The 26,187-nt window shown below is 57.9% G+C and carries 27 protein-coding genes; 23 read left to right on the top strand and 4 right to left on the bottom strand.

The window, feature by feature from the left end; genetic code table 11:
- Nucleotides 1-220: 220 nt before the first annotated feature.
- Nucleotides 221-895, top strand: coding sequence for a response regulator transcription factor (locus E9954_RS14945; RefSeq protein WP_136079944.1), 675 nt, complete (start codon nucleotides 221-223; stop codon nucleotides 893-895).
- 156 nt (nucleotides 896-1,051) lie between these two features.
- Complete coding sequence (locus E9954_RS14950; protein ID WP_168442279.1) at nucleotides 1,052-2,521, top strand: ATP-binding protein; 1,470 nt, start codon at nucleotides 1,052-1,054, stop codon at nucleotides 2,519-2,521.
- On the opposite strand, the gene E9954_RS14955 is transcribed toward E9954_RS14950, so the two are convergent.
- Genes E9954_RS14955 through E9954_RS14965 form a run of 3 tightly spaced genes read right to left on the bottom strand, consistent with a single transcriptional unit; the run spans nucleotide 2,518 to nucleotide 4,684 of the window.
- Nucleotides 2,518-3,141 (bottom strand): hypothetical protein, encoded by a 624-nt coding sequence (locus E9954_RS14955; protein ID WP_136079946.1) that lies wholly within the window; start codon nucleotides 3,139-3,141, stop codon nucleotides 2,518-2,520. The genes E9954_RS14950 and E9954_RS14955 overlap by 4 nt on opposite strands.
- Nucleotides 3,142-3,143: 2 nt before the next feature.
- Nucleotides 3,144-3,896 carry a hypothetical protein gene (locus tag E9954_RS14960; protein ID WP_136079947.1) on the bottom strand — a complete coding sequence of 251 codons (753 nt, stop codon included), beginning with the start codon at nucleotides 3,894-3,896 and terminating at the stop codon, nucleotides 3,144-3,146.
- Nucleotides 3,893-4,684, bottom strand: coding sequence for an IclR family transcriptional regulator (locus tag E9954_RS14965; RefSeq protein ID WP_136079948.1), 792 nt, complete (start codon nucleotides 4,682-4,684; stop codon nucleotides 3,893-3,895). The genes E9954_RS14960 and E9954_RS14965 overlap by 4 nt, the downstream gene beginning before the upstream one ends.
- Before the next feature lie 172 nt (nucleotides 4,685-4,856).
- Here E9954_RS14965 and E9954_RS14970 point away from each other — a divergent pair, with 172 nt between their 5' ends.
- The 18 genes from E9954_RS14970 to E9954_RS15045 all read left to right on the top strand — a co-directional run bounded on the left by E9954_RS14970 (nucleotide 4,857) and on the right by E9954_RS15045 (nucleotide 21,524).
- A complete protein-coding gene (locus tag E9954_RS14970; RefSeq protein WP_168442280.1) occupies nucleotides 4,857-7,181 on the top strand; it encodes an HzsA-related protein in 2,325 nt (774 codons plus the stop codon).
- Nucleotides 7,182-7,230: 49 nt separating this feature from the next.
- Nucleotides 7,231-8,373 carry a hypothetical protein gene (locus E9954_RS14975; RefSeq protein ID WP_136079950.1) on the top strand — a complete coding sequence of 381 codons (1,143 nt, stop codon included), beginning with the start codon at nucleotides 7,231-7,233 and terminating at the stop codon, nucleotides 8,371-8,373.
- Between the two features lie 128 nt (nucleotides 8,374-8,501).
- On the top strand, nucleotides 8,502-8,960 hold the full coding sequence (gene parS, locus E9954_RS14980) for a type II RES/Xre toxin-antitoxin system antitoxin (RefSeq protein ID WP_136079951.1): 459 nt from the start codon (nucleotides 8,502-8,504) through the stop codon (nucleotides 8,958-8,960).
- A gap of 9 nt (nucleotides 8,961-8,969) precedes the next feature.
- On the top strand, nucleotides 8,970-9,440 hold the full coding sequence (locus tag E9954_RS14985) for an RES family NAD+ phosphorylase (protein ID WP_136079952.1): 471 nt from the start codon (nucleotides 8,970-8,972) through the stop codon (nucleotides 9,438-9,440).
- A gap of 557 nt (nucleotides 9,441-9,997) precedes the next feature.
- Complete coding sequence (locus E9954_RS14990) at nucleotides 9,998-10,909, top strand: NHL repeat-containing protein (protein ID WP_136079953.1); 912 nt, start codon at nucleotides 9,998-10,000, stop codon at nucleotides 10,907-10,909.
- Entirely contained in the window at nucleotides 10,897-11,739 is an 843-nt protein-coding gene (locus E9954_RS14995; protein ID WP_136079954.1) for a phosphate/phosphite/phosphonate ABC transporter substrate-binding protein, read from the top strand. The genes E9954_RS14990 and E9954_RS14995 overlap by 13 nt, the downstream gene beginning before the upstream one ends.
- On the top strand, nucleotides 11,736-12,350 hold the full coding sequence (locus tag E9954_RS32530; RefSeq protein ID WP_168442281.1) for a 4Fe-4S dicluster domain-containing protein: 615 nt from the start codon (nucleotides 11,736-11,738) through the stop codon (nucleotides 12,348-12,350). The genes E9954_RS14995 and E9954_RS32530 overlap by 4 nt, the downstream gene beginning before the upstream one ends.
- Entirely contained in the window at nucleotides 12,347-13,384 is a 1,038-nt protein-coding gene (locus tag E9954_RS15000) for a 4Fe-4S binding protein (protein WP_168442282.1), read from the top strand. Before E9954_RS32530 ends, E9954_RS15000 begins: the two co-directional genes overlap by 4 nt.
- 152 nt (nucleotides 13,385-13,536) lie before the next feature.
- Nucleotides 13,537-13,887 (top strand): ArsR/SmtB family transcription factor, encoded by a 351-nt coding sequence (locus E9954_RS15005; RefSeq protein WP_136079956.1) that lies wholly within the window; start codon nucleotides 13,537-13,539, stop codon nucleotides 13,885-13,887.
- Nucleotides 13,888-13,909: 22 nt separating this feature from the next.
- A complete protein-coding gene (locus tag E9954_RS15010; RefSeq protein ID WP_136079957.1) occupies nucleotides 13,910-14,464 on the top strand; it encodes a DsrE/DsrF/DrsH-like family protein in 555 nt (184 codons plus the stop codon).
- Nucleotides 14,465-14,566: 102 nt separating this feature from the next.
- The gene (locus tag E9954_RS15015; RefSeq protein WP_136079958.1) at nucleotides 14,567-14,818 is read left to right on the top strand and encodes a sulfurtransferase TusA family protein; all 252 of its coding nucleotides are present in this window, start codon (nucleotides 14,567-14,569) and stop codon (nucleotides 14,816-14,818) included.
- Between the two features lie 104 nt (nucleotides 14,819-14,922).
- On the top strand, nucleotides 14,923-15,330 hold the full coding sequence (locus E9954_RS15020; protein WP_222847191.1) for a hydrogenase iron-sulfur subunit: 408 nt from the start codon (nucleotides 14,923-14,925) through the stop codon (nucleotides 15,328-15,330).
- Nucleotides 15,327-18,056, top strand: a complete 2,730-nt coding sequence (locus E9954_RS15025; protein ID WP_222847192.1) for an FAD-dependent oxidoreductase — start codon at nucleotides 15,327-15,329, stop codon at nucleotides 18,054-18,056. The genes E9954_RS15020 and E9954_RS15025 overlap by 4 nt, the downstream gene beginning before the upstream one ends.
- Nucleotides 18,056-18,217 carry a hypothetical protein gene (locus tag E9954_RS32535; protein ID WP_168442283.1) on the top strand — a complete coding sequence of 54 codons (162 nt, stop codon included), beginning with the start codon at nucleotides 18,056-18,058 and terminating at the stop codon, nucleotides 18,215-18,217. Before E9954_RS15025 ends, E9954_RS32535 begins: the two co-directional genes overlap by 1 nt.
- Before the next feature lie 43 nt (nucleotides 18,218-18,260).
- Entirely contained in the window at nucleotides 18,261-20,000 is a 1,740-nt protein-coding gene (locus E9954_RS15030) for a CoB--CoM heterodisulfide reductase iron-sulfur subunit A family protein (RefSeq protein WP_136079959.1), read from the top strand.
- On the top strand, nucleotides 19,997-20,254 hold the full coding sequence (locus E9954_RS15035) for a MarR family transcriptional regulator (protein WP_136079960.1): 258 nt from the start codon (nucleotides 19,997-19,999) through the stop codon (nucleotides 20,252-20,254). Before E9954_RS15030 ends, E9954_RS15035 begins: the two co-directional genes overlap by 4 nt.
- Nucleotides 20,247-20,552 (top strand): 4Fe-4S dicluster domain-containing protein, encoded by a 306-nt coding sequence (locus E9954_RS15040; protein ID WP_136079961.1) that lies wholly within the window; start codon nucleotides 20,247-20,249, stop codon nucleotides 20,550-20,552. Before E9954_RS15035 ends, E9954_RS15040 begins: the two co-directional genes overlap by 8 nt.
- 9 nt (nucleotides 20,553-20,561) lie before the next feature.
- Complete coding sequence (locus E9954_RS15045; RefSeq protein ID WP_136079962.1) at nucleotides 20,562-21,524, top strand: (Fe-S)-binding protein; 963 nt, start codon at nucleotides 20,562-20,564, stop codon at nucleotides 21,522-21,524.
- Nucleotides 21,525-21,680: 156 nt separating this feature from the next.
- Here E9954_RS15045 and E9954_RS15050 read toward each other — a convergent pair whose 3' ends face one another.
- Nucleotides 21,681-22,901 carry an OmpP1/FadL family transporter gene (locus E9954_RS15050; RefSeq protein ID WP_136079963.1) on the bottom strand — a complete coding sequence of 407 codons (1,221 nt, stop codon included), beginning with the start codon at nucleotides 22,899-22,901 and terminating at the stop codon, nucleotides 21,681-21,683.
- A 246-nt stretch (nucleotides 22,902-23,147) separates the two neighbouring features.
- Between E9954_RS15050 and E9954_RS15055 the strand changes: the two genes are divergently transcribed.
- The 3 genes from E9954_RS15055 (at nucleotide 23,148) to E9954_RS33685 (ending at nucleotide 26,180) form a co-directional block, all read left to right on the top strand.
- The gene (locus tag E9954_RS15055) at nucleotides 23,148-23,447 is read left to right on the top strand and encodes an ArsR/SmtB family transcription factor (RefSeq protein WP_168442284.1); all 300 of its coding nucleotides are present in this window, start codon (nucleotides 23,148-23,150) and stop codon (nucleotides 23,445-23,447) included.
- Nucleotides 23,448-23,520: 73 nt separating this feature from the next.
- The gene (locus E9954_RS15060) at nucleotides 23,521-25,983 is read left to right on the top strand and encodes an FAD-dependent oxidoreductase (protein WP_136079965.1); all 2,463 of its coding nucleotides are present in this window, start codon (nucleotides 23,521-23,523) and stop codon (nucleotides 25,981-25,983) included.
- Nucleotides 25,984-25,994: 11 nt separating this feature from the next.
- Nucleotides 25,995-26,180, top strand: a complete 186-nt coding sequence (locus E9954_RS33685) for a DUF6132 family protein (protein WP_136079966.1) — start codon at nucleotides 25,995-25,997, stop codon at nucleotides 26,178-26,180.
- The last annotated feature ends 7 nt before the right edge of the window (nucleotides 26,181-26,187 follow it).

Below are 26,187 nucleotides of genomic sequence, written 5' to 3' on the forward strand. Positions count from 1 at the left end.
AGTATAGCGAGCCCATGCATGTAGTCCACGGAAAAGTTCACGATCGTGAATTTTTCCGTGGGGTCCGGAAGCATCCCTTTGCTTGGTGAACGGGATGGGAACCGACCTTCAAGCGGAGCGGGGTACTGGCCAACGCGACGGGAAGCCGGCGCGGGATTATGAAAGTTTTGTAATGAATAAACCATGGTCGGCGAACCGGCGGATGTGGTATCCAAGCACCATGAAAGTATTAATTGTTGAGGACGACCGCAAGATTGCCTCCTTCGTGCAGAAGGGGCTGAAGGAACAGGGCTACGTGGTCGATGCATGCCATGATGGGGACGAGGGGTATGACCTCGCATCGGGTGAATCGTATGATGTGATCCTGCTCGACATCATGTTGCCGGGCCGCGATGGGCTCAGCATCCTGCGCACCCTGCGCGAGGAAAAGAACACGGTCCCCGTCATTTTGCTCACCGCCCGCAGTGGCCTCGACGAACGGGTCGAAGGGCTCAACATGGGCGCGGACGACTATCTTCCGAAACCCTTCTTCATGGAGGAGCTCATCGCCCGGATCATTGCCGTAAGCCGCCGCGCCTCGGGAGACCAGCTCAGCGTCCTGCACCACGGCGACCTGGAGCTCAACCTGATTACCCGCGTGGTCAAGAGCGGAGGCGAAACGCCCGAGCTGACCAGCCGCGAATTCAACCTGCTCGAACTCCTGATGCGTTCGCCCGGGCGGGTCTATTCCCGCACCCAGTTGCTCGAGCACGTCTGGGGCTACGACTTTGATCCCCAGACCAACGTGGTCGATGTCTACATCCGCCGCGTCCGCGGCAAGATCGATTCGCCCGACACCCCTTCCCTCATCGAAACCGTCCGTGGTGTCGGCTACCGGTTCAAGGCGGAAGGATAGGCAGAACAACCACGGGACACGCCGCATTCGCCACGCACCATGAGAATCTCCTTCAAATTCAAGATCGCTGTTATATCGTTCGCCGTTTCCGGGGCCTTGCTAACGGCATTCGGCCTGGTTTTTTTTGCGTTTGTCTACCAGTCCGGGATGGATCGCATGGATCGGGAAATCCGCACGTTCGCGGAATCGTCGTTGCATGGGGCCCGGCCGCCCGAGCATTGGCAGGATTTCGACAAGTCGCTGAACTTCATCTATGGCGACACCAGCGCTACGCGCATGGCCTTGCTCGTCCTCGGCATGGATGACGGCATCCAGTTCAAGTCCAAAAACGCGCCGAAGGAGCTGGCTACCCTGCCGCGGCCCAAACCTCCCGAGCAACGAATGGAACCACGCCCCGGCATTGACGAACATTTCAACACCCGGCTCGACCGGAACCAAGACGGTCGTGTTTCCTTCGAGGAGTTCGATGGCCCGCCGCACGTCTTCTTCGAAACCGACCGGAACAATGATGGATACCTGGACCGGGATGAAGCCGAGGAAATCGGCTCCCCGCCGAGGGGCAGGTTCCGTCGCAATGGCGCACCGGAAACCCCCACCTTCACCCAGGCGTTCCTGACCATGGAAACCGATTCCGGGAACTGGCGCGTCGGGACGTTCAGCGATCCCAATCTCACGGTGCATGTGGCGATGGACATGGTCGAGTTTTATTCGGACATCAACCGCTTCAGGACCGCGTTCATGATTGCCGTCCCGCTCGGATTGATTCTGATGGGCATCGCGGGCTGGTTCATGGCAGGCCGAGCCATGCAACCCGTCGCCGCCATTGCCGACACGGCGGAAGGCATCACGGCCAAAGACCTCGGCAAGCGTATCCCGATGGTTGGAAACGACATCGAGCTCGAACGCCTCGTGACGGTTTCCAACAACATGCTCGACCGCTTGCAGAAGAGCTATAACCAGGCGGTGCGCTTCAGTGCCGATGCTGCGCACGAGTTGCAAACGCCGCTCACCATTCTCCAGGGCGAGCTCGACAACGCCATCCAAAGTTCGGAAGACGGTTCCACCGAGCAGCAGAACTACAGCATGCTGCTCGATGAACTGCGCAACCTGAAGGCCGTAGTGCAAAAGTTGCTCCTGCTCGCCCATGCCGACGAAGGCCGGCTCAACATCAACCCACAATCCACCGACCTTGGGGATCTGATTGAAAGCGCGGTGGAGGACATTGAAATCATGGCGCCCGGTCTGGAAATCGAGAAGAGCATCGAAGAAGGGATCATTGTTTCCGCCGATCCCGCCCTGCTCAACCAAACGATCCGGAACATGATCTCGAACGCGGCCAAGTATGCCACGGGGAACGGGCGGGTGGTGTTTGGGCTCAAACAGGATGCCGGCTCGGCGCTCTTCACCCTGGCCAACACCGCGCCTCCGATTCCGGATGAAGACCAACCCTTGTTGTTCGACCGCTTCCACCGCGTTGACAAGGCGCGCACCACCACAGGCTCCGGCCTTGGCCTAAGCCTGGCCCGCGAGATTGCCCGCGCCCACGGCGGCGACCTCGTGCTTGCCCCCTACAACGATGGCATGGTCTCGTTCACGCTGACCCTCCCGGTCCACCCCGGCCGCTAGTGAATCGTGAGGCCATCGACGACCTCGCGGACTTTCAGCTTGAGGTCGGCGCGAAACGTTTCGTTCCCGAAGCCCTCGATCCAGAAGGCCTCGCGGAGGGAGCCCAGGATGAAGTAGCCCTCGTAGGCGAGCGGCAGTGGATTCTTCTTGAAATAGGGGCGGCTGGTGCCGCTCACATGGACCGCGCGATGGCCGTTGATTTCCGTGATCTCGTTGAAGGCGGCGTCATCGTTGATCTCGACCATCTTTCTGCGGGCGACCTGCTGGAGGGCATACTGCATTTCCATCGGAGTGATGGATGCCCATCCGCCGCCCAGTTCGTAGGTATCGGCGATGAAGCTAATGAAATAGTCGGTTCCATGTTCGAACAGAAAGCGCTCGGTGAAGGCGGCATACCAAACCGAAGCCGCACGGCGGTCTTCTTCGGCGTACCATCGTTGGAAGTCGCTCACCTGGGCCGATTCCAGGTTGGCCATGGCTGGATTGAAAATGGCCAACCCCTCCGGCACCAGCAACGAGTAGCCGTTCCACCCGACATTGGGATTGCCGATGTTCCGGCCATCGACGATGGCAGGCTGATAGGCGGTGCAACCGGCAAGCAGCACCAGGGCTATCGACAATATCAATCCCCGTAACATGGGGAAGACCGTAGGCCTTCGCGCCCCGCCCCGCAAGGCAAATCAACCAATGCGCCTAGCCGCCGGGCAGGTTCAGAACGCTGCATCCGGGCAGCGGATTCATGAACGCCTCCTTGCCCATCATATCGATGCGCGGATCCTTGTAGAGCAGCTCCTTGCCAACCTCGATGGCTTCGAGCGCTTTCGCGTAGTCCGGATCGGACCGGTCGGCAAAGACCGGCGAGCCGGCTTGCCTGCACCGTATCGAATATGACCGTAAGGCTGTTTTCGGTATACCGGGCATCGGCCACCTCGCAAACCACGTGGCCATCGGCGATCAGCTGAAACGTCCGGGGGGCATAGTCGTCGTGCTTCCACCCCGAAAGAACAACGGCCCGGAACGAGACGGGTTCTTTCCAGTCGAGACGCAGGACATACTCCCTGCCGCCGTCTTTGTCGTCCCGGTAGGTTTCCGGGTCGCCGTCGTTTGCGCCCGACACGGCGTGCCCCTGCTCCGGCATGTCGTCGGGGCTGGAGGCCTTCGCCTTGAGCGCCAGGTTTTCCGCAGGCTTCACCCCGGCAGGAAGTTCCAGGGCATGGAAAACATCCATCTCCGGCGCGAAGACATAGGCCAGCGACCGATCCATATTACCGAACTCCTCGTCCTTGAACGGGCCAATCACATGCCAGTCGCCCAGCTTCAGTTCAGCGGCAGATGCACCGATCGCCACCAGCATGCACACCAGTACGATTTTCATATTGAACTACCCAGCTTGGTTGAAATCAGACCTGCCGCTTGCCTGACCTGTTCGCCACGCTCCTTGAACAGCGAAACCGGGAAACGGCTGGAAGGCCCCGTGATCACAAGCGCGGCAACGGGAACGCCGCGCTCATCGCAAACCGGGGCGGATATGCAGTGAATACCTTCCATCTCTTCGCCGAGATCCACCGCGTAGCCAACCTCGCGCACCGTTTCCAAGGCATTGAGAAACGCCCTTCGGGAGGTGATGGTTTGACGGGTGAACTTTTTGAACGTCAGTTGGGCGAGCACAGGGTTGCGGTCTTCTTCCGGCATGAAAGCCAGCATGGCCTTGCCCGGCGCCGAAGAGTGCAGCTGGAAATGGGCTCCCGTTTCCACCACCAACCGCAGCGAGTGCGGGCTGGGCACATGGTCGAGCACGATCCCTTGCTCCCCTTCGATGGTGCAAAGCGTGACGGTTTCCTTAATCTCGTTGCGCAACGACTTCATTAGCGGCATCGAGACCTCGATCAGGCTGGTGTGCTTGAGCACATGATAGCTCATTGAAAGCAACTTGCGGCTGACGGCGAAGGTTTTCGAATCCTCGTTCCGGTCCAGATAGCCCCGCAGGTGCAGCACGCCGGTCGCCCGGAAAACGAAGTTTTTCGGCAACTCGAGCAACCGCGAAATCTCAGACGTGCCCAGCCCGTCCGGATACTCCGTGAGCAGTTCCAATATGGTCAGACCCCGCTCAAGATTGGTCATCTTGAATTCCGACAGCTGTTCCCTATTCGCTTGCAAAACCATGGCACCTCCAATATTTAGAACAACGTTCTACTTTCAGAAAGAAGGACAGGCAAGGGCAAATATTTATGACTGGGCCGGATTTCGTCCAACAGTCGGGAAATGAAGCGTCTTGGTGTAAACAATGGAACGTTCGGAATGAAAAGAGGAAACGGTGCATATTAGAACACACGTAATGATATCCATATTGGCATCAGCGGCCATTGCCTACTCCGCAACGGGATCGAAGATGAACAAAATCCCCGCGCCTCCCCCGCTCACCGATCTCTTCAATCCGGCGGCAGCCCGCAAACTGATCGCCAACGGAGTGAACAAACTGGCGTTCATCAAGCGGAACACGCTAGATGCGAACCATTTTTACACCGAATATGTCAACAGCACCTGGAAACCGGGCGGCAACATTTGCATCCTCGACCTGAAGACCGGAACCGCGCGCGAGCTGATGCCGGAATTCAGTGAAGGCGTCTTTAACCGTTTCGACGTCTCCTTCGATGCGAAAAAAATTATTTTCGACTACAAAAAAATCCATGCCGAGGGATACCGGATCTACGAAATCAACGTGGATGGCACCGGACTGCGTCAGCTCACCTTCCCCCAGGCCAACGAAGCGGCACTGGTCAAGAGCTACGGCAACAGGCAGTACCACCACGGCACCGACGACATGCATCCGTGCTACCTGCCCGATGGAAGCATCGCCTTTGTATCCACGCGCTGCCAATACAGCATTCTTTGCGATAGCGGCGATGTTTTTTCCACCAAGGTGCTCTACCGGATGGACAAGGATGGCAAGGGCATGCGGGCGCTCAGCAACAATCCGGTCAGCGAGGCCTCGCCCACCCTGATGCCCGACGGACGCATCCTCTACCACCGCTGGGAATACAACGACAAGGCGGCCGGCAACGCCAAATGCCTTTGGTCAATGCGTACCGACGGCTCCGGATCGGCCGAGGTCTACGGCAACACGCTCACCTATCCCGAAACCCTGATCTACGGCCGCGCGATTCCCGGTGCACCCGGAAAGATTCTCTCGCTGGCCTGCAGCCACTGGGGGCCGAACAACGCCATGGGCACGGTCGTCGTGATCGATACCACCAAGAATATCCGCACCAGGGAACCGCTAACCTACATCACCAAGGATGTCGATGCCCAGGCGCACAGCGGCTTCCACTTCCTGATCGACGGCCAGTGGATCCACGATAAAACCGGACTGCCCGGACGCCTGTTCAAGGATCCCTACCCCATTTCCGAAACGCTGTTCATGGCCTCCCTCAAACCCAAGGGCTACCGCTGGAACGATGTAGCCGCCTACGACCTTTGCCTGCTCGACGCGAACGGTGAAACCACCCCGCTCTACCAGGACAAATCCATCTCCTGCTGGCACGCCATGCCGCTGGCGCCGCGCACAAAACCTCCGGTTGCCGAAGGCTCCATCGATCCCGCGCTCGCGAAGAAGGGCAAAGCCGTCTGCGTGGTGGCCGATGTCTACCACGGCATGCCGGAAGTGGAGCGCGGCGCCGTCAAATACCTCCGGGTCATGGAGCAGGTCAGCCGCCCCTGGACGGTGCGCAACCGATGGCCGAACGACCGCAGCGGCATGGCGCACTCGGCCATCGGCATCGGGCGCCTCGGGCTCAAGGTGCAGCACGGCATTGTTCCCGTCGAGAAAGACGGATCGGCCCACTTCGAGGTTCCGGCCGAACGCAACATCTATTTCCAGGCGCTGGACGAAAACCATATGGCCGTACAGACCGAACGCACCTATATCAACTATATTCCCGGCGAAACGCGCAGCTGCGTGGGTTGCCACGAACTCCCCGGCGAAGTGCCGCCCGCCTCGACCGGGTTCGCCACTCCGCTGGCACTTCAACGGGTTCCGTCGCAAATGCGGCCCCAACCCGGCGATTCCAGCCCGCAAAAGACCATCAACTATCTCACGCAGGTGCAACCCGTTTGGGACAAGCACTGCATCGAGTGCCACGGTGCGGTTGATCCCAAAGGCGGCCTGAACCTCACCGGCGCCCCGACCAAACTATGGACGGTGTCGTATGAGGCGCTGATGAACAGTCGGAATCCCAGACTGGGAATCCCCTATGCCGGCGAATACATGAGCGCCAACGAGGACAAGGGGAGCGCCGACATCTCCTACCGCAATGCCTACCACTCCGGTTCGCACACCAGCCCCCTCGTCACCGTCATCGGCAACGGACGCATTCCGCTCCGCCACCCGGACGCCGATGCGATTGCCAGGCGCCTCGTCAATCCGCACAGGAACATCAGGCTGACCCAGGCCGAGTTCGTGAGCGTCGTCAACTGGCTTGATGCCTTCGGCCAGTTCTACCCCTCCTACTGGGGGCTGAAAAACGCGGCCCACGAAGGCCACGAGTTCTTCCGGCCCGACGTCGGCTTCGAGGATGCGATCAACCGCGAGATCCCTGCCACCTTCGCGCCGCTTTACGACAACCCGCCGAAGCAACCCAAGACCACCGCCCGGAGCAAATAGCACCCTATCGGTCTCGCATTCCATGGGGTGCTCGACTACCCTGCTTCGAATGAACATCAAATCCATTTATTTGGCGCTGCCGCTCCTTGCCGTCTGCATGAGCGCCTGCATCTCCGCGGAAAAAGCGGGCGCGGAAACCCCATCCGTACCCCATGAAATCCAGGCATCCCACCCCGCCCTTGCCGAAGGGAAGCCGACCCCCCAAACCCTGATCCAAACCCGCGATCCCGAGGGCAGCCTCCTGGAGTATTACCTGGACGTGGATTCGGTGATCTGCGGCGACGGACAATGCGAAATCATTTCGGTTAGGCTGTTCTGGGACCCGATCGGAACCTTCCTTCGCTACGAATTCCCCAAGGGCGGAGACCTGACTAAACGCGGGCACCAAAAGTTTTCAGCCAAAGACCATGAGAAGCTGCAGGGTATTCTCTCCGACCCGGCATCCTTGCTGAAGGAAGTGAACCCGAAGGATGTTGTTTCACCGGCCCAGGCCCAGACGGGTGATGAAATCGATGGCTCGTCCGGGGCCACCCTGCTCTCGGATAAATCGGCGATCGTTTCCGGCGCGGTCTACACCTGCTATACCCTGTGGCACTGGGTCAACAGTCCGCTGCAGGCCACGATCAGCGGCATTTCCGCCAAGGAGATGAACAACCGGCAACTCATCGACTATCTCAACAGCACCGATGAGCAACGGATCGAATTCGCCATCACCCGACTCTCCGAACGGGGCACGAAGGATGAATCCACCAAGGGGGCCGTCTATAACCAGGCCCTTAACGGAAACACGGGGCTGGCGAGTGCCGCGATCGGCTATTTCGAAAGCCTTGGAGCCGAAAACTACTACGAGGCCATCGCAAAACTCTTTAGCCAGGGTTCGTCCAAGAAACAGGTGCTCTATCTTTCATCCTTGGTTTCAACCGATCTACCGGCCCCCGATGGATTCTACGACCACCTAAGCAACAGCCTGCCCGAACTGGAAAGCTATTATGAAGTCCACTTGCTGCTGAACCTGATGACCGACAAGAACCGCGAATCACCGGAGGTCGTTGCGAATGTCCTTGTGCTGCTCGACAACAAGTCGTTTTTGATCGGCCGCCGGGCCTATAATTTCCTGAAAGACCTTGAACTGCCGGAACCGCAGCTCGCACAGGTCGAAGCCTTCCGCACCAAATACGCCGACCGATTGTGAGGAAGGCCGCTTCCGCCACGACGAAGACCACCCGATAGAGGCGGATATTCAGGGCTTATTGGTGGAAAGAAAGCTTGCCTTTGCAGGACAATTGTCTTATCAATTACGCCAGATGACAGGAGAAACCCATGAAGAAGCCCATAAAATATCCGACAGCGGAAGAGGCTCCGACCGATCTGATGGTCGAAGAACCCATTGCGATTTTCGGCCGGGTTGATAGCCGCGAAGAGGTCATCACCCGCATCAAGAAAGGCCTTCCCACCGCGAGCTTTGAAAAGCTGCGGGAAGAATTCGGGGTGACCGCCGCCGAGCTGGCGAAAACGTTGAACATCAACATGAGGACACTTGCGCGAAGGAAGCAAAGTGGTCGACTCGATGTTGATGAGTCGGAACGGGTGTACCGCTTGGCGCGGCTTTATCAGATTGCACTGAATCTCTTCGAGGATGCCAGCCTCGCCCGGCGCTGGTTCGCGGCACCCAAGGATATTTTCGGGGGCCAGACGCCGCTCAACTATGCGGACACCGAACCCGGCGCACAGGAAGTGGAAAAACAATTGCGCCGTTTGGAACACGGCGTCTTCTACTAAGGAAACCCCATGCCCCGGGCCTGGCGACTCGTTCATAAAAAATATGCCGCATCCGCCTTCAGCGGCGAAGGCTCCCGGTTGGCAGGAGGCCGCTGGAACTCCGAAGGATACCCCGTCGTCTATACGGCGGGCTCCCTTTCGCTCGCCTTGCTCGAAATCATTGTCCACCTGGAATTCAAAAAGGCGCTGCAACACTACAAAGCCATCCCGGTTGACATTCCCGAAAGCGAACTGCTGGCCGTCGACGCCTCTAGACTCCCGTCCGGATGGAACGAACCGCTACCGCACTCCTCCACCCTGCTGATCGGCAACCGCTGGCTGCAGGATCAGGGTTCGGCGGCCATGATGGTGCCCAGCTCCATTGTTCCCATCGAATCAAACTTCCTGCTGAATCCGCAACATCCGGGCTTTGGCAAACTGACCATCGGAACCGCCATCGACCTGCCACTGGATCCCCGCGTTCTGAACAAACTGAAATAGGTCAACCCACACACCAAACATCATACTTGCATAAGTATGATATTTCCGGCGACAGGCCCTGGCAGATTGAACGAAAGGGTCATACGGCACCCGAACGGTGGATTTCGTGGCCTGGCTTTACGTGGAAGTAGCGCATTGCCCCTGCGCTTTCGTTTCAAAAAAAGCCTGGGCACGTCGACTTATGCGACGGCAATGCGGGCGGGATCGTTCCAGAGGTTGTCCACTTCCCCGGGATCTTCGTGCAGGTCGAACATTTCACCGCGGTCGGGTTGACGGTGTACGCGCGGTTGTAGGTGGCGCCCTGCGCTGCCAACCGGTCCGGATTGGCTGTTTCCATCTATGGATCAAGGAACCCCATGGTGTTCCAATGCTGCTGGCCGCTTCCTGATGCTGGATGATCCGTTCCCCGGAACATACGCATGCCAATGCAGGAATACGCCCCCTGCTTTTTTGATTTTCGTCTAAAGTAGGTCGGCAGGTTGCTTTTAAGCCAACTTGCTGGTAAATATTATGATGTTTTTATCAATACCTTCATCATGACGCATGGGAGATTTCGAATGAAAGCAATCCAATTGGCAGTTGCAACCGCATTAATCGGCATATCGGCCTTCGCCTCCGGCTACAGGGTCGAGACCCAGATCGGCAAGGACAAGCTTGGATTTATCAGCCAATTGGCGATTGGATCCGACGACTCGATCTGCGTCCTCGAAAACAACGGGAAAGTCTCCCGCTTCAACGGCGACGGTTCCCTTGCCGGAACCATCGAAACCGAAATGGAAAACACCACGGCCATTGCGGTTTCCCGGAACGGGAATATCCATGTGTTTTCAACACAGACCGAAGTGAAAAAGGTCAAGTCGGGAGCCCGCATGAGGGAAGTCCATGTTCCGGTTGGCGTTGAACACGGCGTATTCGATGCCTCGGGGAAAAAGCTGAAAAGCAACAAGCTTGATAACCTTAAATCAGCCAAGGCGGCGAAGATCCTGGATGGCAAACTGGTGGTGGCGGATCTCACGGCGCGCGCACTGGTTTTCCACGACCTGGAAACCGGCAAGGAAACCGCGCGGATCAAGAAGGGACTCCGCCTGTGTTGCGGCATCTTCGATTTTTGCGAAGCCCCCGACCGGACCGTGGCGGTCTCCAACCTCGGCGCGTTCAAGGTGCAGCGCTATGACCTGAACGGCAACATCGTTATGGAGTTCGGCCAGCGCGGGCGCGGCCTCGACGATTTCCAGGGATGCTGCAACCCGGTGAGCGCGGCCTACCTGCCCGGCGGCACCATCCTCACCGTTGAAAAAGATCCCACCCGCATCAAGGTCTACGATGCCGCCGGCAAAAACGCCAAGCAGATCGAAGGCGTTGAAGAACTCGTTAAAGGTTGCAGTTTCATCCCGACCGCCGTCGATAGCAAAGGCAACATCTACCTTGCCGCCAACACCAAGGGCTACATCGTCAAATGCGTAAAATAGGACTCAGTCTTTTTGCACTGGCACTGGCCGGTTGCATCACCAGGCCCACCGATCCACTGGCCCTGAAGATTGCGGTCAACGACATCTACTGCACCGACACCGCCTGCTTCTGCGTGCACGATGTCGCCGCACGCGGCTACACCCCGACCGTGGACACGTTGAGAGCGGAACACGGCATCGAGCTGGAGTTCACCTACTTCACGGAACCCTACCAGCTGGAGGAGGCCATCCTGTCCGGCCAATTCGACGGTGTGCTTGCAAAACCGTGGACGGCCTTGCGCCTTCAAAGGCAGGCCGGAGCCGAATTCCAGCGCATCGCCGACGTGCTCGACCCCAACGATAACCGCTGGCTAAGCGGCATCGTGATCGTCCCGGCCGACTCCCCCATCCAAACCCTGGAGGAACTGAACGGGAAACACGTCTACCTCGGCCAATCCGACGCCTACGAAAAACACCAGGCCGCCAAACGGCTCTTCGAACTCAAAGGCATCAAGCCCGCAAAAGTAGGCACCAAGGCCAGCTGTTCCGAAAACATCGGGGTGCTGCTGGATGAGGAAGCCGATGCCGCCGTCATCAGCGACTACGCCCTCTCGGCCGACTGCGCCGTCGATTTCGCCAATCCCGGCGACTTCCGCACCCTCGAACACACCGAACGGATTCCACTGACCTCCTTGATGCTCGACATGAAACGCGTGGGTCCACCGGAGGCGGAACGCCTGAAAAAGGCTCTGCTTTCCATCTCGGGCAGCCAGGCCGACGAATCCCTGCTAGGCCAGGGTTTCGTGGAGCCCGCCCCCTGGAACCCACCAGAATTGGAGCACACGCCATGAAGCGAAGAAACCATCTAAGGATCGTCGGCCAGCTGCTCGGCATCTCCGTGTTGGGCGGTGCAGCCGCGCGCATCTTTTCCCCACCCTCGGAAGATGCCGAATTCGTCGCCCAGGGGCGCCGTTTCGCCTGGCAGATCATTCCCGGAAAATGCCGGCATTGCGGCATCTGCGAGACGGCCTGCGTCCGCAAGCCTTCGGCCGTCAAGGCGCTCAACGATCCGAAAAAATGCTCCAACTGCGTAGTCTGCTACGGCCACATCACCGATACCCACATCGACTCCAACAAGATCGATTCCGAAGGCGACCGCGTTTGCCCGGTCAATGCCGTCACCCGCATCAACTTCAGCGGCGGCGCCGACGGCATGTTCCTCTATGCACAGGATCCCAAACGTTGCATCGGCTGCGGCAAATGCGTCAAGCGCTGCAACCACCACGGCACCGAATCGATGTTCCTCGCCATCCGGCCCGACCTGTGCCTCGGCTGCAACGAATGCGCGATTGCCCTGGCCTGCCCGCACGACGCCATCGAACGCATACCCCGCGAAACGGTCGACGACTACCTGGGCGACTACTGGTTCGATTCCACCTATATGACGGGGGAAGGCGCTTGATCCGGATTTTGCTCATCCTCTTCCTTGCGCTCGCCCCGATCGGAGCAACGGTCGCCCAGGAATCCGACGAATGCCATCGTCCCCCGACACAGGAGTTGGCCGACTACAAGGAAACCTACGTTCCCCAGGAATTCCACTGGGAATCGTTTGGCTGGGAAATCGCCGACGTGATTGCGCTGGCCATCATGCTGGCCATTGGCAGCCTGCTCTCCGTACGGCACCTCCAGCGCCATTGGTTCACCGCACTGGCGGGCATTGCCCTGCTCTACTTCGGCATCGTCCGCGGCGGTTGCATCTGCCCGGTCGGCGCCACCACCAACTTTTTCATGGGTCTTGCCGCGCCCGAGTTGATTGGCAAGCTGGTGGCCGTCTTGTTCCTGCTGCCGCTGATCGCCGCATTTTTCTTTGGCCGCGTCTTTTGCTCGTCCGCCTGTCCGCTCGGCGCTATCCAGCACCTGCTCTCCCGCAAGAACGGCATCCAGCTCCCGACCCTCCTCAACAAGATCCTGCGGCTCATCCCCATTGCCCTGCTCATCGCCACTGCCTGGGGCGCATTGCGTAGCGGCATCTTCCTCGCCTGCAAGCTCGATGTCTACAAACCCATCTTTTTCACGGGCCACGCCTGGTTCGGGCAGCTCGCCGACCGCGTGGGCGAAGGCTCCATGGAACCGGGGCTGTTGATCGTCGGCAACCTGCTGAACTGGCTTGTCCTGCTGGCGGTACTGGCGCTGGGCATTTTCATCCCGCGCCCGTTCTGCCGCTTCGCCTGCCCCTACGGCGTCCTGCTCGGATTCTTTTCGAGGGTCGGGCTGCGCAAACGGCACATCGATGCCGAAAGCTGCTTCGCCTGTGTCCAGTGCACCAGGACCTGCCCCGTGCAAGCCATTACCGCCGACCGGGAAAAGCGCAACATCAAGGTTTCCGACTTCCACTGCGTCCAGTGCGGCCGTTGCGACGTAACCTGCAAGGCGGATTCCTTCCAAAGCCCCTCCCCCTATCCAGAGACACGCTTTCCGAACATCGGTAAGAACTAGCGGATTTCCCCCCAGCGAGAACCACATCCCCCCGCAAACAAAGACCCGAACAAATGACGCACATGATGATCATATTCCGCCTTTATATTAGTGTATTATAATATTCTGTTATTTGGCTTTATTTTCTCTTGCGCCGGTGTATTTTAGCAACCATGAAACCATGCAATTTCGAGATCTTTGAACTGCAGGCCGACCTGTACCAGACGATGGCCAGCCCCAAACGGCTGGCGATCGTCGAGCTGCTGAGCCACGGGGAACAGTGCGTGGGCGCCATCGCCGAGACCCTCGACTCATCTGTCAGCGCCATCAGCCAGCACCTGCGGAACATGAAGGACAAGAACGTCGTGGTCACCCGCAAGGATGCCCAGACCGTCTACTACCGCCTCAAGAATCCCAAGATCATCGAAGGCTGCCACCTTGTCCGTGAAATCCTGCTCGAAGAGATGGAAGCGCAGGGCCGCAAGGCGCGCGACTACGACGAAGAAACCGTATTAACAAACTAACCCCAACCGCTGGAGAAACACCATGAGCGAAGAACAAGCCAACCTTGAAGAAATGATCAAACAGCTGACCGCCCGCGTGGAGGAGCTCGAAGAAAACGCGCCCGGCGACAAGCTGACGCTCGGCGTCATGAGCGGGGATCTCGACTATACCATCGCCGCCTTCATCATCGCCCTCGGTGCAACGGCCTACGACATGGAGGTGGATATGTTCTTCACCTTCTGGTCGCTCTCCGCCCTGCGTGATCCGAAGAAGAAAGTGAAGAAGGACTTCCTCGGAAAAATGTTCGGCGCCATGTTGCCGTCCAGCTCAAAGAAGCTCCCGCTTTCCAAGATGCAGATGATGGGCATGGGCCCGCCAATGATCCGCGCGGTGATGAAAATGCACAAGGCCAAGTCGCTCGAAGAGCTGATGGCCGACGCCGCCGAATTCGGCGTCCGCATCCATATCTGCGAAATGTCCATGGGCGTCATGGGCATCAAAAAAGAAGAAATCATCGATTACCCGCATCTGGACTTCGTCGGCGTCGGCACGTTTGTCGATATGTTCCAGGGCTCGAAGCAGTGCTTCTTTATGTAGGGGAATGATGAGTGAAACGTGAGGCGTGATTTTTGAAGTTCACGCCTCACGGCTCACTCGTCACGCAATTTTCAATCAACTAACAACGACAGGAGAACAACCATGAGTGAAGAACTGAAAGCATTGGACGTAGCCATTGAAGTAGACGCACGCGGAACCGCTTGCCCCGGCCCCTTGCTGGAAGCCAAACGCGCGATTGCCGATTGCCCCGTCGACGGTGTGATGTGCGTACTTTCGTCTGACGAAGGCACGATCATCGATATCCAGCGCTGGAGCAAAAAGATGAAGCACGAATATGTCGGCGACTATGAAGACGATGGCTTCTGGCGTGTCTACATGAAGAAACTCGGGTAACCGTTTTTCTTCCGTTACCGGTTGTCGGTTACTGGTTATCAGTGACCGGCTTCCGGAACCGCTTTGATAACCAATAACCAGCAACTGACAACCCGAGCAGAGCGATGATGAAAAGCAACGAACCGCAACCCAAGATTCTGGTCTTCTCGACCAACAGCATTTCGGATCCAGGCATCGACCTGGCCGGAAGCGCCCACATGCACTATTCCACCGCGGTGCAAGTGATTCCCCTGCCCTGCTCCAGCGGCGTCAAGCCTTCGTGGATCGTCCACGCCATCAAGCAGGGCTTCGACGGCGTCTTCGTGGCAGGCTGCGGCGGCGACTGCGCCTTCCTGGCCGACTGCACCCCGCGCACCAGCGCGTTGATTAAACAGGCGCAGGAACTGATGAAGGAAAACGACATCAGCCCGAAGCGGCTCAAGATGTCAGGCCTCTGCTCGGTCTGCGCCGACAACTTTGTGGCGCACATGAACGCATTCCAGAAAGACCTCATCAAGTTGGAGGAACAATGAGCGATAAAAAAGAAATGGACTACGATGTAATGGTGGTCGGCGCCGGAACGGCCGGCATGGAAGCCTCCCTTTCCCTCGGCGACATGGGCTTCAAGGTGCTGCTCGTCGAAAAAGACCCCAGCATAGGCGGCCGCACCATTCTGCTTTCCAAGGTGTTCCCTACCCTCGACTGCGCCAGCTGTATTTCGACCCCGAAAATGGCCCAGAGCCTGCACCACCCGAATATTACGTTGATGACCTACAGCGAAGTCGATGGCGTCACGAAAAACGCCGACGGCACCTTCCACGTCAACATGCACAAGAAGCCGACCTATGTCGACCAGACCACCTGCACCGGCTGCGGCCAGTGCGAAAGCGTCTGCACCGTGCCGATTCCCGACGAATATAACTACAACATGATTGCCCGCCGCGCCGCGCACATCCCCTTTCCGCAGGCCATTCCGAAAAAGGCGGTCATCAGCCGCAGCGCGCAACCGCCTTGCACACACACCTGCCCGGCCGGCGTTAAGCCGAGCGGCTTTGTTTCGCTGGTGCGCTCCGGGAAATATGAAGAAGGCTTCAAGCTCCACCTGGCCGACGCCCCGCTCGTCGGCAGCCTCAGCCGCGCCTGCTACGCCCCGTGCGAAGGCGAATGCACCCGCGACGAAATGGAAGGCTCGGTCAACATCCGCGCCATCAAGCGCTTCATGGTCGATTGGTACTACGACCGCCATCCCGAGCCGGACTACGGCCCGGTTGAAACCCAGCTCGATTCCAAGGTCGCCATCATTGGTTCCGGCCCCGGCGGACTGACCGCCGCGTTCCACCTGGCCAAACAGGGCCATCAGGTGACGGTCTTCGAATCCGAACCGCAGGCCGGCGGCATGCTGCGCCACGGGATGCCCGCCTACCGCATGCCCAAGTCGCTGCTCGACCGCGATATCAAAAACATCACCGCTCTTGGCGTAGAGATTAAAACCAGTACACCGGTCGAAAGCATTGCCTCCCTCAAGGAAGCCGGCTACGACGCCGTCTTCGTGGGCGTCGGCAACCAGAATCCGCGCATTATTCCAATCACCGGAAACAATCTCGCCGATGTTACCGACTGCATGTCGTTCCTGAAAGACACCAATGTCGGCGACGAACTGCCCGACATCGAAGATAAGGATTTTGTCGTGCTCGGCGGCGGCAACGTGGCGCTCGATGTGGCCCGCGCCGCGGTTCGCATGGGCACCAAGAGTGTTTCGATCGTCTGCCTGGAAGAAAAAGACCAAATGCCTGCGCTCGACTTCGAAGTCCGCGAGGCGGACGAGGAAGGCATCACGTTCTACACCGGCGTCTCCACCAAGCGCATCTACACCGATGATGCCGGCAACAGCATCCTGGAAGTGCTGAAGGTCGACCAAATCAACTTTGACGAAAACGGCCGCATGACCGGCTTCTCCACTGCCGAAGGATCGGAACAGCAGATTCCCGCAGACGTGGTGGTGATGGCCGTCGGCCTTTCGCCGAGCACCATCCCGTTCGAGAATGAGCTGGAGCTCAACGGCAACAAAACCATCCCGGTTAACAAGCAAACCCTCCAGACCGCGGATCCGATGGTCTTTGCCGGCGGCGATGCCGTGCTCGGCCCGTCGATCATCGTCGAAGCCATGGGACAAGGCCGCAAAGCCGCGTTCTACATCGACCGCATGCTCAAGGGCGAATCGCTCGACGTTGGCTTTGAAGTAGAGCTGGAAGCGGCCGACAAAGAGGAGATTCTCTCCTGTTCGAAGAACTGTTCCTCTCTGGCCCCGACCGCAATCCGCGAACTCGAACCGCACAAGCGTATTCAAAGCTTCGAGGCCTATGAAGAAACCATGACCGAAAGCGAGGCGCGCCATTCCGCCAACCGGTGTTTAGGTTGCGGCGAGTGCTCGCAATGCCGGGAGTGCGTGAATGTCTGCCCCGGCGACTGCATCAACTTCAACATGGGCACGGACAACCTCGAAATGACCGTCGGCTCGGTGATCATTTCCACCGGCTACGAAATTCTCGATCCGGCCGGCAAGGAACTCATGGGTTACGGCAGATATCCCAACGTCATCTCCGGCCCGCAGATGGATCGCCTGCTGGCGCCGACCCGCCCCTACAACGGCGTGCTGCGCCCGTCGGACGGCAAGGAACCGGAAAACATTGCCATCGTACTCTGCAACGGTTCGCGCGACCACACGGTCTGCAACCCGCTCTGCTGCCGCATCGGCTGCATGTATTCCGCCAAGCACGCGCAGCTCGTGATGGGTGCGCTGCCGATGGCGGATGTGACCATCTACTACATCGACTTCCGCGCGTTCGGTAAAGGCTACGACGAATTCTACGAACAGTCGAAGGGCATGGGCGTGCAGTACACCAAAGGCAAGGTCGCCCGGATCGATGAGATCGAAGGCGGCAACCTGAAGGTGCACTACGAAGATATGGAAGGCGAAGGCGGCCTGCAGGAAGCGGAGCACGACATGGTCGTTCTGACCGTCGGCTTCCTGCCCAATCTCGAATCGCTCAAGCTCTTCAAAGGCAGCGAACTCGAAGCCGATGAATTTGCCTACATCAAGGAACCGGACGCGACCTCGCAACCGGGACGCACCAACATCGAAGGCTTGTTTGCCGCCGGCACCGTCATCGGTGCACGCGACATTCCGGACACGGTACTCCATGCCTGCGCTTCGTCCGCCCAGGCCGCAGGATACATTCAAAAGCTGAGGAACGCGTGATGCAGCGGCGCAGTGAATTTTTGATTGCCGATTTTAGATTGCCGATTTGCGGAACTCAGGCGGCGTTGGCCTTTTTTATGAGAAAGGCGTCGCAGACCCACCAATCGGAAATCAAAAATCAAAAATCGGCAATCCCCAGCCAATCACTTGAGGTTGCATAATCATGAGACGAAACATGACCGAAGATTTAAGGAGACGGAACTAATGGCTACGGGAAGAAAAATCGGGGTTTTCATCTGCCACTGCGGCGGGAATATTTCGGACTACGTTGATGTTAAGGCGGTCGCCGAGGCCGTTGCGACGGAGCCGGGCGTGGTGGTTTCCAAGAACCACATGTTCACCTGCTCCGACGCGGCCCAGCAGGAAATGATCGACGACATCGAAGGGCTGGAGCTCGACGGACTCGTGATTGCCTCCTGCTCGCCGAAACTGCATATGTTCACCTTCCGCGACATGGCGGAACGCGGCGGTATCAACAAATACCAGTATGTGCACGTCAACCTGCGCGAGCAGTGCTCGTGGGCGCACACCAACGACAAAACCGGGGCCACCGAAAAGGGCATCGCCCTCGTCCGCGCCGGGATCGCCAAGGCGTCGCTCTCCGTTCCGCTGACCGCGCTGCGGGTCGACACCATTCCGAAGGTGCTGGTGATCGGTGCAGGCATCAGCGGCCTGCGCGGCGCTCTGGCCCTTTCCGACATGGGCCTCTCCGTTTTCATCGCTGAAAAACAGAAGGAAGCCGGTGGTGCTGTGAAAAACTGGGGCCGCATGGCGCCGGACGACCAACAGGGAAGCACCATCGTTCAGAACCTGCTCGACGAGGTGAAGAAGCGCGAGAACATCATGCTCTACACCGATGCCGAAATGATTGAAAAGAGCGGCTACATCGGCGACTTCAAGGTCACGCTGCGGGTCGGCGAGAAAGAAGCCGTTCAACTGCAGGTTGGCGCAATGCTCGTGGCCACAGGCTACGATAACTATCAACCCGCCGAAGGCGAGTTTGGTTATGGTCTCGACGGTGTGGTTACCCTGCCCGAGTTCCGCGACTTCGCCGACCAGCAGGAAGGTGAGCTCACCTACAAAGGTAAGGCCGTTAAGAACGTGGTGTTTGTCTACTGCGTCGGCAGCCGCCAGAAAAAAACCGAAGCCTGCCCCGAGCCGAACCAGTATTGCTCGCGTTATTGCTGCAACGCCGGCACGCACATGGCCGTCTGCCTTGAAGACCGGCCGGGCGAGCTGAACCAGTATCACCTCTATCGCGACATCCGCACCTACGGCCACAACGAAACGATCTACGAAGAAGCCCGTACCCGCGGCGCCGTCTTCATGCGCTACCCGGACGCCGATGCGCCAACGGTTGCCAATACCGCCGACGGCCTCGTTGTTACGGTGAAGGACAAGCTGATGGGCGGCGAGGAAGTTGAAATCCAGGCCGACCTCGTCGTGCTCATCACCGGCATGATACCGAAGAAAAACGAAACCCTGATGAACCTGCTCAAACTGCCGGTCAGTAAGGACGGTTTCCTGAACGAGCTGCACATCAAGCTGCGCCCGGTGGAAACCGTGATCGACGGGGTCTTCCTAGCCGGCGCGGCGCAGAGCCCGAAGACCATGGCCGAAAGCGTCGGCGCATCGCTCGCGGCGGTCAGCAAGGCCGGCGGTCTGCTGATGAAGGGCTATGTTGATCTCGAGCCACTGATTGCGCGGGTCGATACCGACAAGTGCCTGTGGTGCGATGAGTGCCTGAAGGCCTGCCCCTACGGTGCCATCGAAAAGATTCACTACGGTGAAAAGGAAGTGGCCTTTGTGGTCAAGTCGCTCTGCAAAGGCGAAGGCGCCTGCGTGCCGATCTGTCCGCACGATGCTCTGGATGTCGAAGGCTATACCGACCAGCAAATCACGGCAATGATTGATGCCTGCAGCAAAGAGGTGGTGACCGCATGAGCACGGCAAGACGCGATATGCGCGAAGTGATGCGCGACGAAATGATTATGCGGGATCGCATTGTGGCGATCCTGCAGGAGGAAGCCAAAACGGTGCCGGAAGTTGCGGAGGCGCTCGGCGCCCCCGAACATGAAACGGTCTACTGGATGATGGCGATGCGCCGCTACGGCATGGTTGAGGAGATCGGCCGCCCGGATATCGACGGCTACTTTAAATACGAGTTCAGGGAACAGGAGGAAGAAGGCCATGAGTAGGGTATCATCAAAAATGGCTTTGGCCGTAAAGTGCTCCGACACATTCAACGCCGACGCCTGCATGCACTGCGGCGTCTGCACCGCCGTCTGCCCGATGGGCATCGAAATGCTGCCACGCAAACTCTTCCGCTATGTCCAGGTCGGGCTCGAGGACAAGGTGCGGGAAAATATTTCCACCATCTATTCCTGCCTGCTGTGCGGCATGTGCGCGGAAAACTGTCCGGCCGAAGTGAACATTGCCGACAACGTGCGCTTCCTCCGCAAATACATTAACGAAAACGAATTCAATCTTTCCTAAGGAGCCGCCATGCCATTGCCAACCAAAGACATTCTGGGGATTCTGGCCGACAACTTGAACCAGCGTAAAAGCGTGCTGCCGATCTCATCCGCCGCCGCAACGCGCTGGGCCAAGGGGCTCGATCTTCCAAAGGGTGGAAAAACCGTTCTCTACACCGGACACCTCTACCAGCTCATCCCGATCATCGATGCGATGGCCGGCCAGATGGCCAAGTTCGAAGATTCCGCGCTGACGAAATATTTCGGCCTCGGCCGTAATGTGAACAAGTTCATTAACATGACCTTCTTCATGGGCATGATGGCCTCAAAGGACGAGCAGAAAGACTACGACCGCATGCTGCGCAACATTGCCTTGCTGCTCAAGAAAGCCAGCGTCGATTTCGGCTATCTCTACGGAGAAGAGCTCTATTCCGGCGCGCTCGTCTACGACGAAGGCGTCGACGGATCGTTTGCCAAACATGCGCAGCGCGTGGCCGAACTATTCAAAAAGAACGGTGTGGAAAAAATCATCACGGTTGACCCGCACACGACGCACACTCTGCGCACCGTTTTCCCGGAATTCGTGAAGGGTTTTGACATTGAAGTTAAGAGCTACCTCGAAGTGCTTGCCGAAAGCGGCATCGAACCGACGACGCAGATCAGCGATGAACTTTCGATTCATGATTCCTGCGTCTATGCCCGCCATGAAAACGTGGTCGAACAACCGCGCGCCCTGCTGGCAAAGACCGGGGCAAAAGTGAACGAGCCTCGCCTGTGCGGCAAGAACACGCATTGCTGCGGTGGCCCGCTGGAATCGCTCTTTCCCAGCGAGTCGCACCGCATCGCCGGCAATCGCGCGGAGCAACTCAAAGAAAGCGGCGGCAGCATCGCCACCATGTGCCCGATCTGCCTGGTGAGCTTAAGAAAAGCCGCCAAGGGATCGGTGAAGGTGAATGATCTATCCGATACGCTTGCAAAGGCGTATGGGGTGTAGCCTAGTCAGTCCTCCGAAACCGCCCCCCCTTCGGGCGATGAAGCGGTGCTACACCATGGGTCAATTCATGCATGGCAACAATGATCTCTGATTCTTGGAAGAAAAGAAAAGGCCCCGTAAGCGGGGCCTTTTTGATATCCTTGGGTTTGGGGGCGTTTAGAAGGTGTAGGTCACGCCAGCGGTCAGCGAGTTCTGGTACATAGTGATTTCGGTGCCAGCGCCCATTCCTCCCGCATCTTTTCCATTGGCCGTAACCGAATTCTCCAATGCATGGATATAGGCAAAATGAGCCGCCCACTTTTCCCATGCATAGGATGCACCGCAAGCCAAATGCGTTTCCATGATGGCCGGGAACAATGCATTGCCGAAGGCCGTGTTTTCATCAATAGGAGACTTGCCATAGGAGATGCCGCCGCGGAGGGTCAACGCATCGGTAGCGCCCCATGTGATACCAGCCTTAACAATATTCTGGTTGTCCCAATTAAAGGTATCGCCCAAGGTATCAAGCTCATCCCAACCAACCCACCGATAGTCCAGAGCGAGCTCAAGATTATCCAGTACGTTATAAGCCGCGCCGACCGTAAGCTGCTGAGGAAGGTTCAGGGATCCACCCAGAAGCCCATTGTAATCGTCGAATTCCGACATCCACTGCTCGGTCATATAGCTTCCGCCAATGGAAAGTGCGCCAATTTTCTGGTTCACACCAACGATGGCACCAATACCATATGCGGTATCCCACTCACCGGATGCATAATCATAGGGTCCGGGAGGGGGAATTGTGGGATCCTGAATGAGCATATCGGTTTTGAGGCGGGACAAGACAAAGATCGGCCCGGCACCAACGCTAAAACCGCTGTCCTTCGCTTTATAGGCATAGGTCGCTGTCATCTTGGCGATGGAAAGCTCGGTCATCATGTCACCGGTGGACTGAGGCTGGCCTGTAGGATCCTGGGAGATACGGTTATTACCATAGTCAACGCCCATGCCGCTGGTTCCATAGATACCCAGACCGATAAAACCATTTTCACCATGGCAGCATCCAAAGGAGCCACTAATCGAAGGTATCACAAACGCACTGCTGTCTTCTTGTGCACCGACACTGCCAGAGCCGTCAGGGTTTGCCCGGTAGCTAACGGTCGAATCCATGGTCCGCACGGGTGCGAAAATCTGAAGCGAGGCATCGACGCCCATATCCACGTCGGTCAGTCCGGCGGGGTTGAGGATGAGCCAGGTGGAATCTTTGGCCGAGGCGACTCCGGCGCCGGCGGTTCCCTGCTGAACCGGACCGATACCGATGAGGTTGATGCCTTCCGTGGCGAATAGTTGGGTGGTTGCTGCCGCCGCGATTATCGCGGTGGTGATCAGATGTTTTTTCATCCCCTGGCTCCTTATGGGTTAAGTGACGCGCTACCTATACGCGTTTTATAGATATACACCATTTTAAGCGCCAGAATTCAAGATTAATATATCGATATTATAATATTCTATTATACGTTAGCTGATCATCATGTGCGCATTTCCCGCGCGATGGACCGGGGCTAATCCATTGAAATAGTTGAACAATTGGTTTGGGCATAATATGAAAATATTATAATGCTTAGTGTATTGAATTTGGAGAGATGCATGGTTAAGCAAGAACGAGATGCGGCGGCCGAAGTGCTCAAGGCCCTCGCCCACCCGGTCCGACTTGGTGTGATTGAGATTCTGGCCAGCGGGGAGCGGACGGTAACCCAGCTTTATGAAGAACTCGGGTGCAGCCAGTCGATGATGTCTCAGCAGTTGAAAATCCTGTGCCAGCAAAAGCTGGTGGAGATTCGCAAGGACGGCACGCAGAAATACTGCAGCCTGTGCAACCGCGACTTCCTGAAGGTGTTCACCTGCATGCACAAACATCTGCGCCAATTTTTGAATTTCCAGGACTAAGGTCCTGATTTTTAACCACTCGTATATTATATTATTATTATGTTAGTATGTTTATGATTAGAAAGGTCATCTTATGAATATGAAAAAGCTACTCATCATTGGAGGCGTTGCCGGCGGAGCCAGCGCTGCGGCGCGTGCGCGTCGTCTGGACGAAAATGCGGAAATCATCCTGTTTGAACGCGGGCCGGATATTTCGTTCGCCAACTGCGGCTTGCCCTACCACATCGGTGGCGCGATTGCCGAACGAGACAAACTGCTGGTCACCACGCCCGCCGCCATGGTTGCCAAGTTTAACATCGATGTGCGGGTGCTGAGCGAAGTGGTTTCCATCGACCGCGACAAAAAGGAACTCACCATCAAGAACCTCAAGACCGGCGAGGAATATACCGAAGCCTACGACGCACTGGTTCTCAGCCCCGGCGCGGCCCCCATTCGCCCGCCGATTCCCGGTATCGACCAACCTAACGTGCTCACGCTTCGCAACCTCGAAGACATGGATCGGATTATCGAAGCGTTGGCAGGCAAGAAGAGCGCCGCCGTGATTGGCGGCGGATACATTGGCCTCGAAATGGCCGAGGCGCTGCGGGAAAAGAAATACGACACCACCCTGATCGAGCTGGCCCCACAGGTCATGGGCCCGGCCGATCCCGAGATGGCCAGCCTCCTGCACCAGGAACTGCGGCTCTTCGGGGTTAATCTCAAGCTCGAAACCTCGGTGACCGCCTTCGAAGAAGCCCGAAACGGGGTTGATCTGATCCTGAGCGACGGCGATCGCCTGCACGTCGATGTGGCCATCCTGGCGATCGGAGTAAAACCGGAGGCAACCCTCGCCATCGACGCGGGGCTGGAGCTCGGGGTTACGGGCGGCATCAAGGTGGACGACCACATGCTAACGTCCGATCCGTCCATTTATGCCGTCGGCGACGCGGTCGAAGTGACCGACTTCACCACCGGGCAGCCGGCGCTGATTCCGCTGGCCGGCCCCGCCAACCGCCAGGGGCGCATTGCGGCCGACAATATTTTCGGGGGCGACAGCTCCTACAAAAACACGCAAGGAACCGCCATCTGCAAGGTCTTCAACATGGCGATCGGCATGACCGGCCTGAGCGAAAAAATGGCAAAGCGCACCGGGGTATCCTATGAAAAGGTCTATGTGCACCCGGCCAGCCATGCCTCCTACTACCCCGGCTCGCACCCGATCTCGCTCAAGCTGCTGTTTGATCCGCAAACGGGCAAGGTGCTCGGCGCCCAGGCCGTCGGCGCCGATGGCGTCGATAAACGCATCGATGTGCTGGCCGTGGCGATCCGCGCCGGACTGACCGTCCATGATCTTGAAGAGATGGAACTCACCTATGCCCCACCGTTCGGCTCCGCCAAGGATCCGGTCAACTATGCCGGCTTTGTTGCATCCAACGTGCTGCGCGGCGATGTGGCCCTGTTCCACGTGGAGGAAGCCTGCAATCCGGCCGACCACCAAAAATTGATCGATGTCCGCAATCCCGAGGAAGTGGAAGGCGGAACGATTCCCGGAGCCAAGAATATTCCGCTCGGCCAGCTACGCGAAAAACTGGCCGACCTCGACAAGGAACGGGAATACCTGATCTTCTGCCAGGTTGGTCTTCGCGGATATCTCGCCTGCCGCATCCTGACCCAGAACGGGTTCAAGTGCCGCAACCTGACGGGGGGCTATAAAACCTATTCCATGGTCACGGCCCAGCAGCTCTCGGCCGTTCCGGAAAACGACCAAACCTCGGATGATCCAGGGGAAGAGTCGATCAGCAAAGCCGGAAAACCGACGGCGGCAGGCCATGTGGTGAAGCACATTGATACCAGCGGACTCCAGTGCCCGGGGCCGATCATGAGCCTTAAGAACGCCCTCGACGAAATCCAACCCGGAGAAGCGCTGACCATCCTTTCAACCGACAACGGCTTTGCTGCGGATATTCCGGCCTGGTGCAACTCCACCGGCAACCAGCTCGATTCCGTGGCCCCGGCCAAGGGCGGCGGCTATGAGGCAACCATTACCAAACTCCAACGTGCCGATGTGTGTTCCGCCGTGCATGGAGGCCCCAAGCGCTTCACCAACGTGGTCTTCAGCAACGACCTCGACCGGGCGCTCGCTTCGTTCATCATTGCCAACGGCGCCGCCACCATGGGCTACGAGGTTACCCTGTTCTTCACCTTCTGGGGGCTTAACATCCTCCGCAAGCAGGGGCCGGTTACCCTCAAGAAAACCATGATCGAAAAAATGTTCGGCAAGATGATGCCGCAAGGGCCGGAAAAGCTATCCCTTTCGCAGCTCCACATGGGCGGAATGGGGACGGCCATGATGAAGGATGTCATGAAAAAGAAAAACGTCTCCACCCTGCCCGAGCTGATCAAGTCCGCCCAAAAGAACGGGGTCAAAATGGTGGCGTGCACCATGACCATGGATCTGATGGGCATCAAGAGCGAAGAACTGATCGACGGCATCGAGGAAGGCGGCGTGGCGATGTATATCGACCACCTTGGAAACAATGCCAACCTGTTCATCTAGCAAAGGGCGCAATGGACAAGACATCCGTCATTAGACTTTGCATCAGCATACTGGTTGGAGGTGTTTTGGGAGCCGTGATGGGATATTTCGGGAAATGCACTTCCGGCACCTGCCCCCTCACGGCCACCCCCTGGCGCGGCGCCATTTATGGCGCCGTGATGGGCGCCCTCTTCAGTTTTTCATTCGTAAAACAATAAGGAGCAT

It is taken from the genome of Pontiella desulfatans, from assembly GCF_900890425.1.
GTDB classification, from domain to species: domain Bacteria; phylum Verrucomicrobiota; class Kiritimatiellia; order Kiritimatiellales; family Pontiellaceae; genus Pontiella; species Pontiella desulfatans.

Bases quoted from the DNA above. Each gene is read 5' to 3' on its own strand.
- E9954_RS14945 (WP_136079944.1), top strand. From the start codon at position 221: ATGAAAGTATTAATTGTTGAGGACGACCGCAAGATTGCCTCCTTCGTG.
- E9954_RS14960 (WP_136079947.1), bottom strand. From the start codon at position 3,896: ATGAAAATCGTACTGGTGTGCATGCTGGTGGCGATCGGTGCATCTGCC.
- E9954_RS15045 (WP_136079962.1), top strand. From the start codon at position 20,562: ATGCCATTGCCAACCAAAGACATTCTGGGGATTCTGGCCGACAACTTG.
- E9954_RS14985 (WP_136079952.1), top strand. From the start codon at position 8,970: ATGCCCCGGGCCTGGCGACTCGTTCATAAAAAATATGCCGCATCCGCC.
- E9954_RS15010 (WP_136079957.1), top strand. From the start codon at position 13,910: ATGAGCGAAGAACAAGCCAACCTTGAAGAAATGATCAAACAGCTGACC.
- E9954_RS14995 (WP_136079954.1), top strand. From the start codon at position 10,897: ATGCGTAAAATAGGACTCAGTCTTTTTGCACTGGCACTGGCCGGTTGC.
- E9954_RS14990 (WP_136079953.1), top strand. From the start codon at position 9,998: ATGAAAGCAATCCAATTGGCAGTTGCAACCGCATTAATCGGCATATCG.
- E9954_RS14970 (WP_168442280.1), top strand. From the start codon at position 4,857: ATGATATCCATATTGGCATCAGCGGCCATTGCCTACTCCGCAACGGGA.
- E9954_RS15050 (WP_136079963.1), bottom strand. From the start codon at position 22,901: ATGAAAAAACATCTGATCACCACCGCGATAATCGCGGCGGCAGCAACC.
- E9954_RS14965 (WP_136079948.1), bottom strand. From the start codon at position 4,684: ATGGTTTTGCAAGCGAATAGGGAACAGCTGTCGGAATTCAAGATGACC.
- E9954_RS15030 (WP_136079959.1), top strand. From the start codon at position 18,261: ATGGCTACGGGAAGAAAAATCGGGGTTTTCATCTGCCACTGCGGCGGG.
- E9954_RS15035 (WP_136079960.1), top strand. From the start codon at position 19,997: ATGAGCACGGCAAGACGCGATATGCGCGAAGTGATGCGCGACGAAATG.
- E9954_RS32530 (WP_168442281.1), top strand. From the start codon at position 11,736: ATGAAGCGAAGAAACCATCTAAGGATCGTCGGCCAGCTGCTCGGCATC.
- E9954_RS15015 (WP_136079958.1), top strand. From the start codon at position 14,567: ATGAGTGAAGAACTGAAAGCATTGGACGTAGCCATTGAAGTAGACGCA.
- E9954_RS15005 (WP_136079956.1), top strand. From the start codon at position 13,537: ATGAAACCATGCAATTTCGAGATCTTTGAACTGCAGGCCGACCTGTAC.
- E9954_RS15055 (WP_168442284.1), top strand. From the start codon at position 23,148: ATGGTTAAGCAAGAACGAGATGCGGCGGCCGAAGTGCTCAAGGCCCTC.
- E9954_RS15020 (WP_222847191.1), top strand. From the start codon at position 14,923: ATGATGAAAAGCAACGAACCGCAACCCAAGATTCTGGTCTTCTCGACC.
- E9954_RS33685 (WP_136079966.1), top strand. From the start codon at position 25,995: ATGGACAAGACATCCGTCATTAGACTTTGCATCAGCATACTGGTTGGA.
- parS (WP_136079951.1), top strand. From the start codon at position 8,502: ATGAAGAAGCCCATAAAATATCCGACAGCGGAAGAGGCTCCGACCGAT.
- E9954_RS15040 (WP_136079961.1), top strand. From the start codon at position 20,247: ATGAGTAGGGTATCATCAAAAATGGCTTTGGCCGTAAAGTGCTCCGAC.
- E9954_RS15025 (WP_222847192.1), top strand. From the start codon at position 15,327: ATGAGCGATAAAAAAGAAATGGACTACGATGTAATGGTGGTCGGCGCC.
- E9954_RS15060 (WP_136079965.1), top strand. From the start codon at position 23,521: ATGAATATGAAAAAGCTACTCATCATTGGAGGCGTTGCCGGCGGAGCC.
- E9954_RS14950 (WP_168442279.1), top strand. From the start codon at position 1,052: ATGGATCGGGAAATCCGCACGTTCGCGGAATCGTCGTTGCATGGGGCC.
- E9954_RS14975 (WP_136079950.1), top strand. From the start codon at position 7,231: ATGAACATCAAATCCATTTATTTGGCGCTGCCGCTCCTTGCCGTCTGC.
- E9954_RS32535 (WP_168442283.1), top strand. From the start codon at position 18,056: ATGCAGCGGCGCAGTGAATTTTTGATTGCCGATTTTAGATTGCCGATT.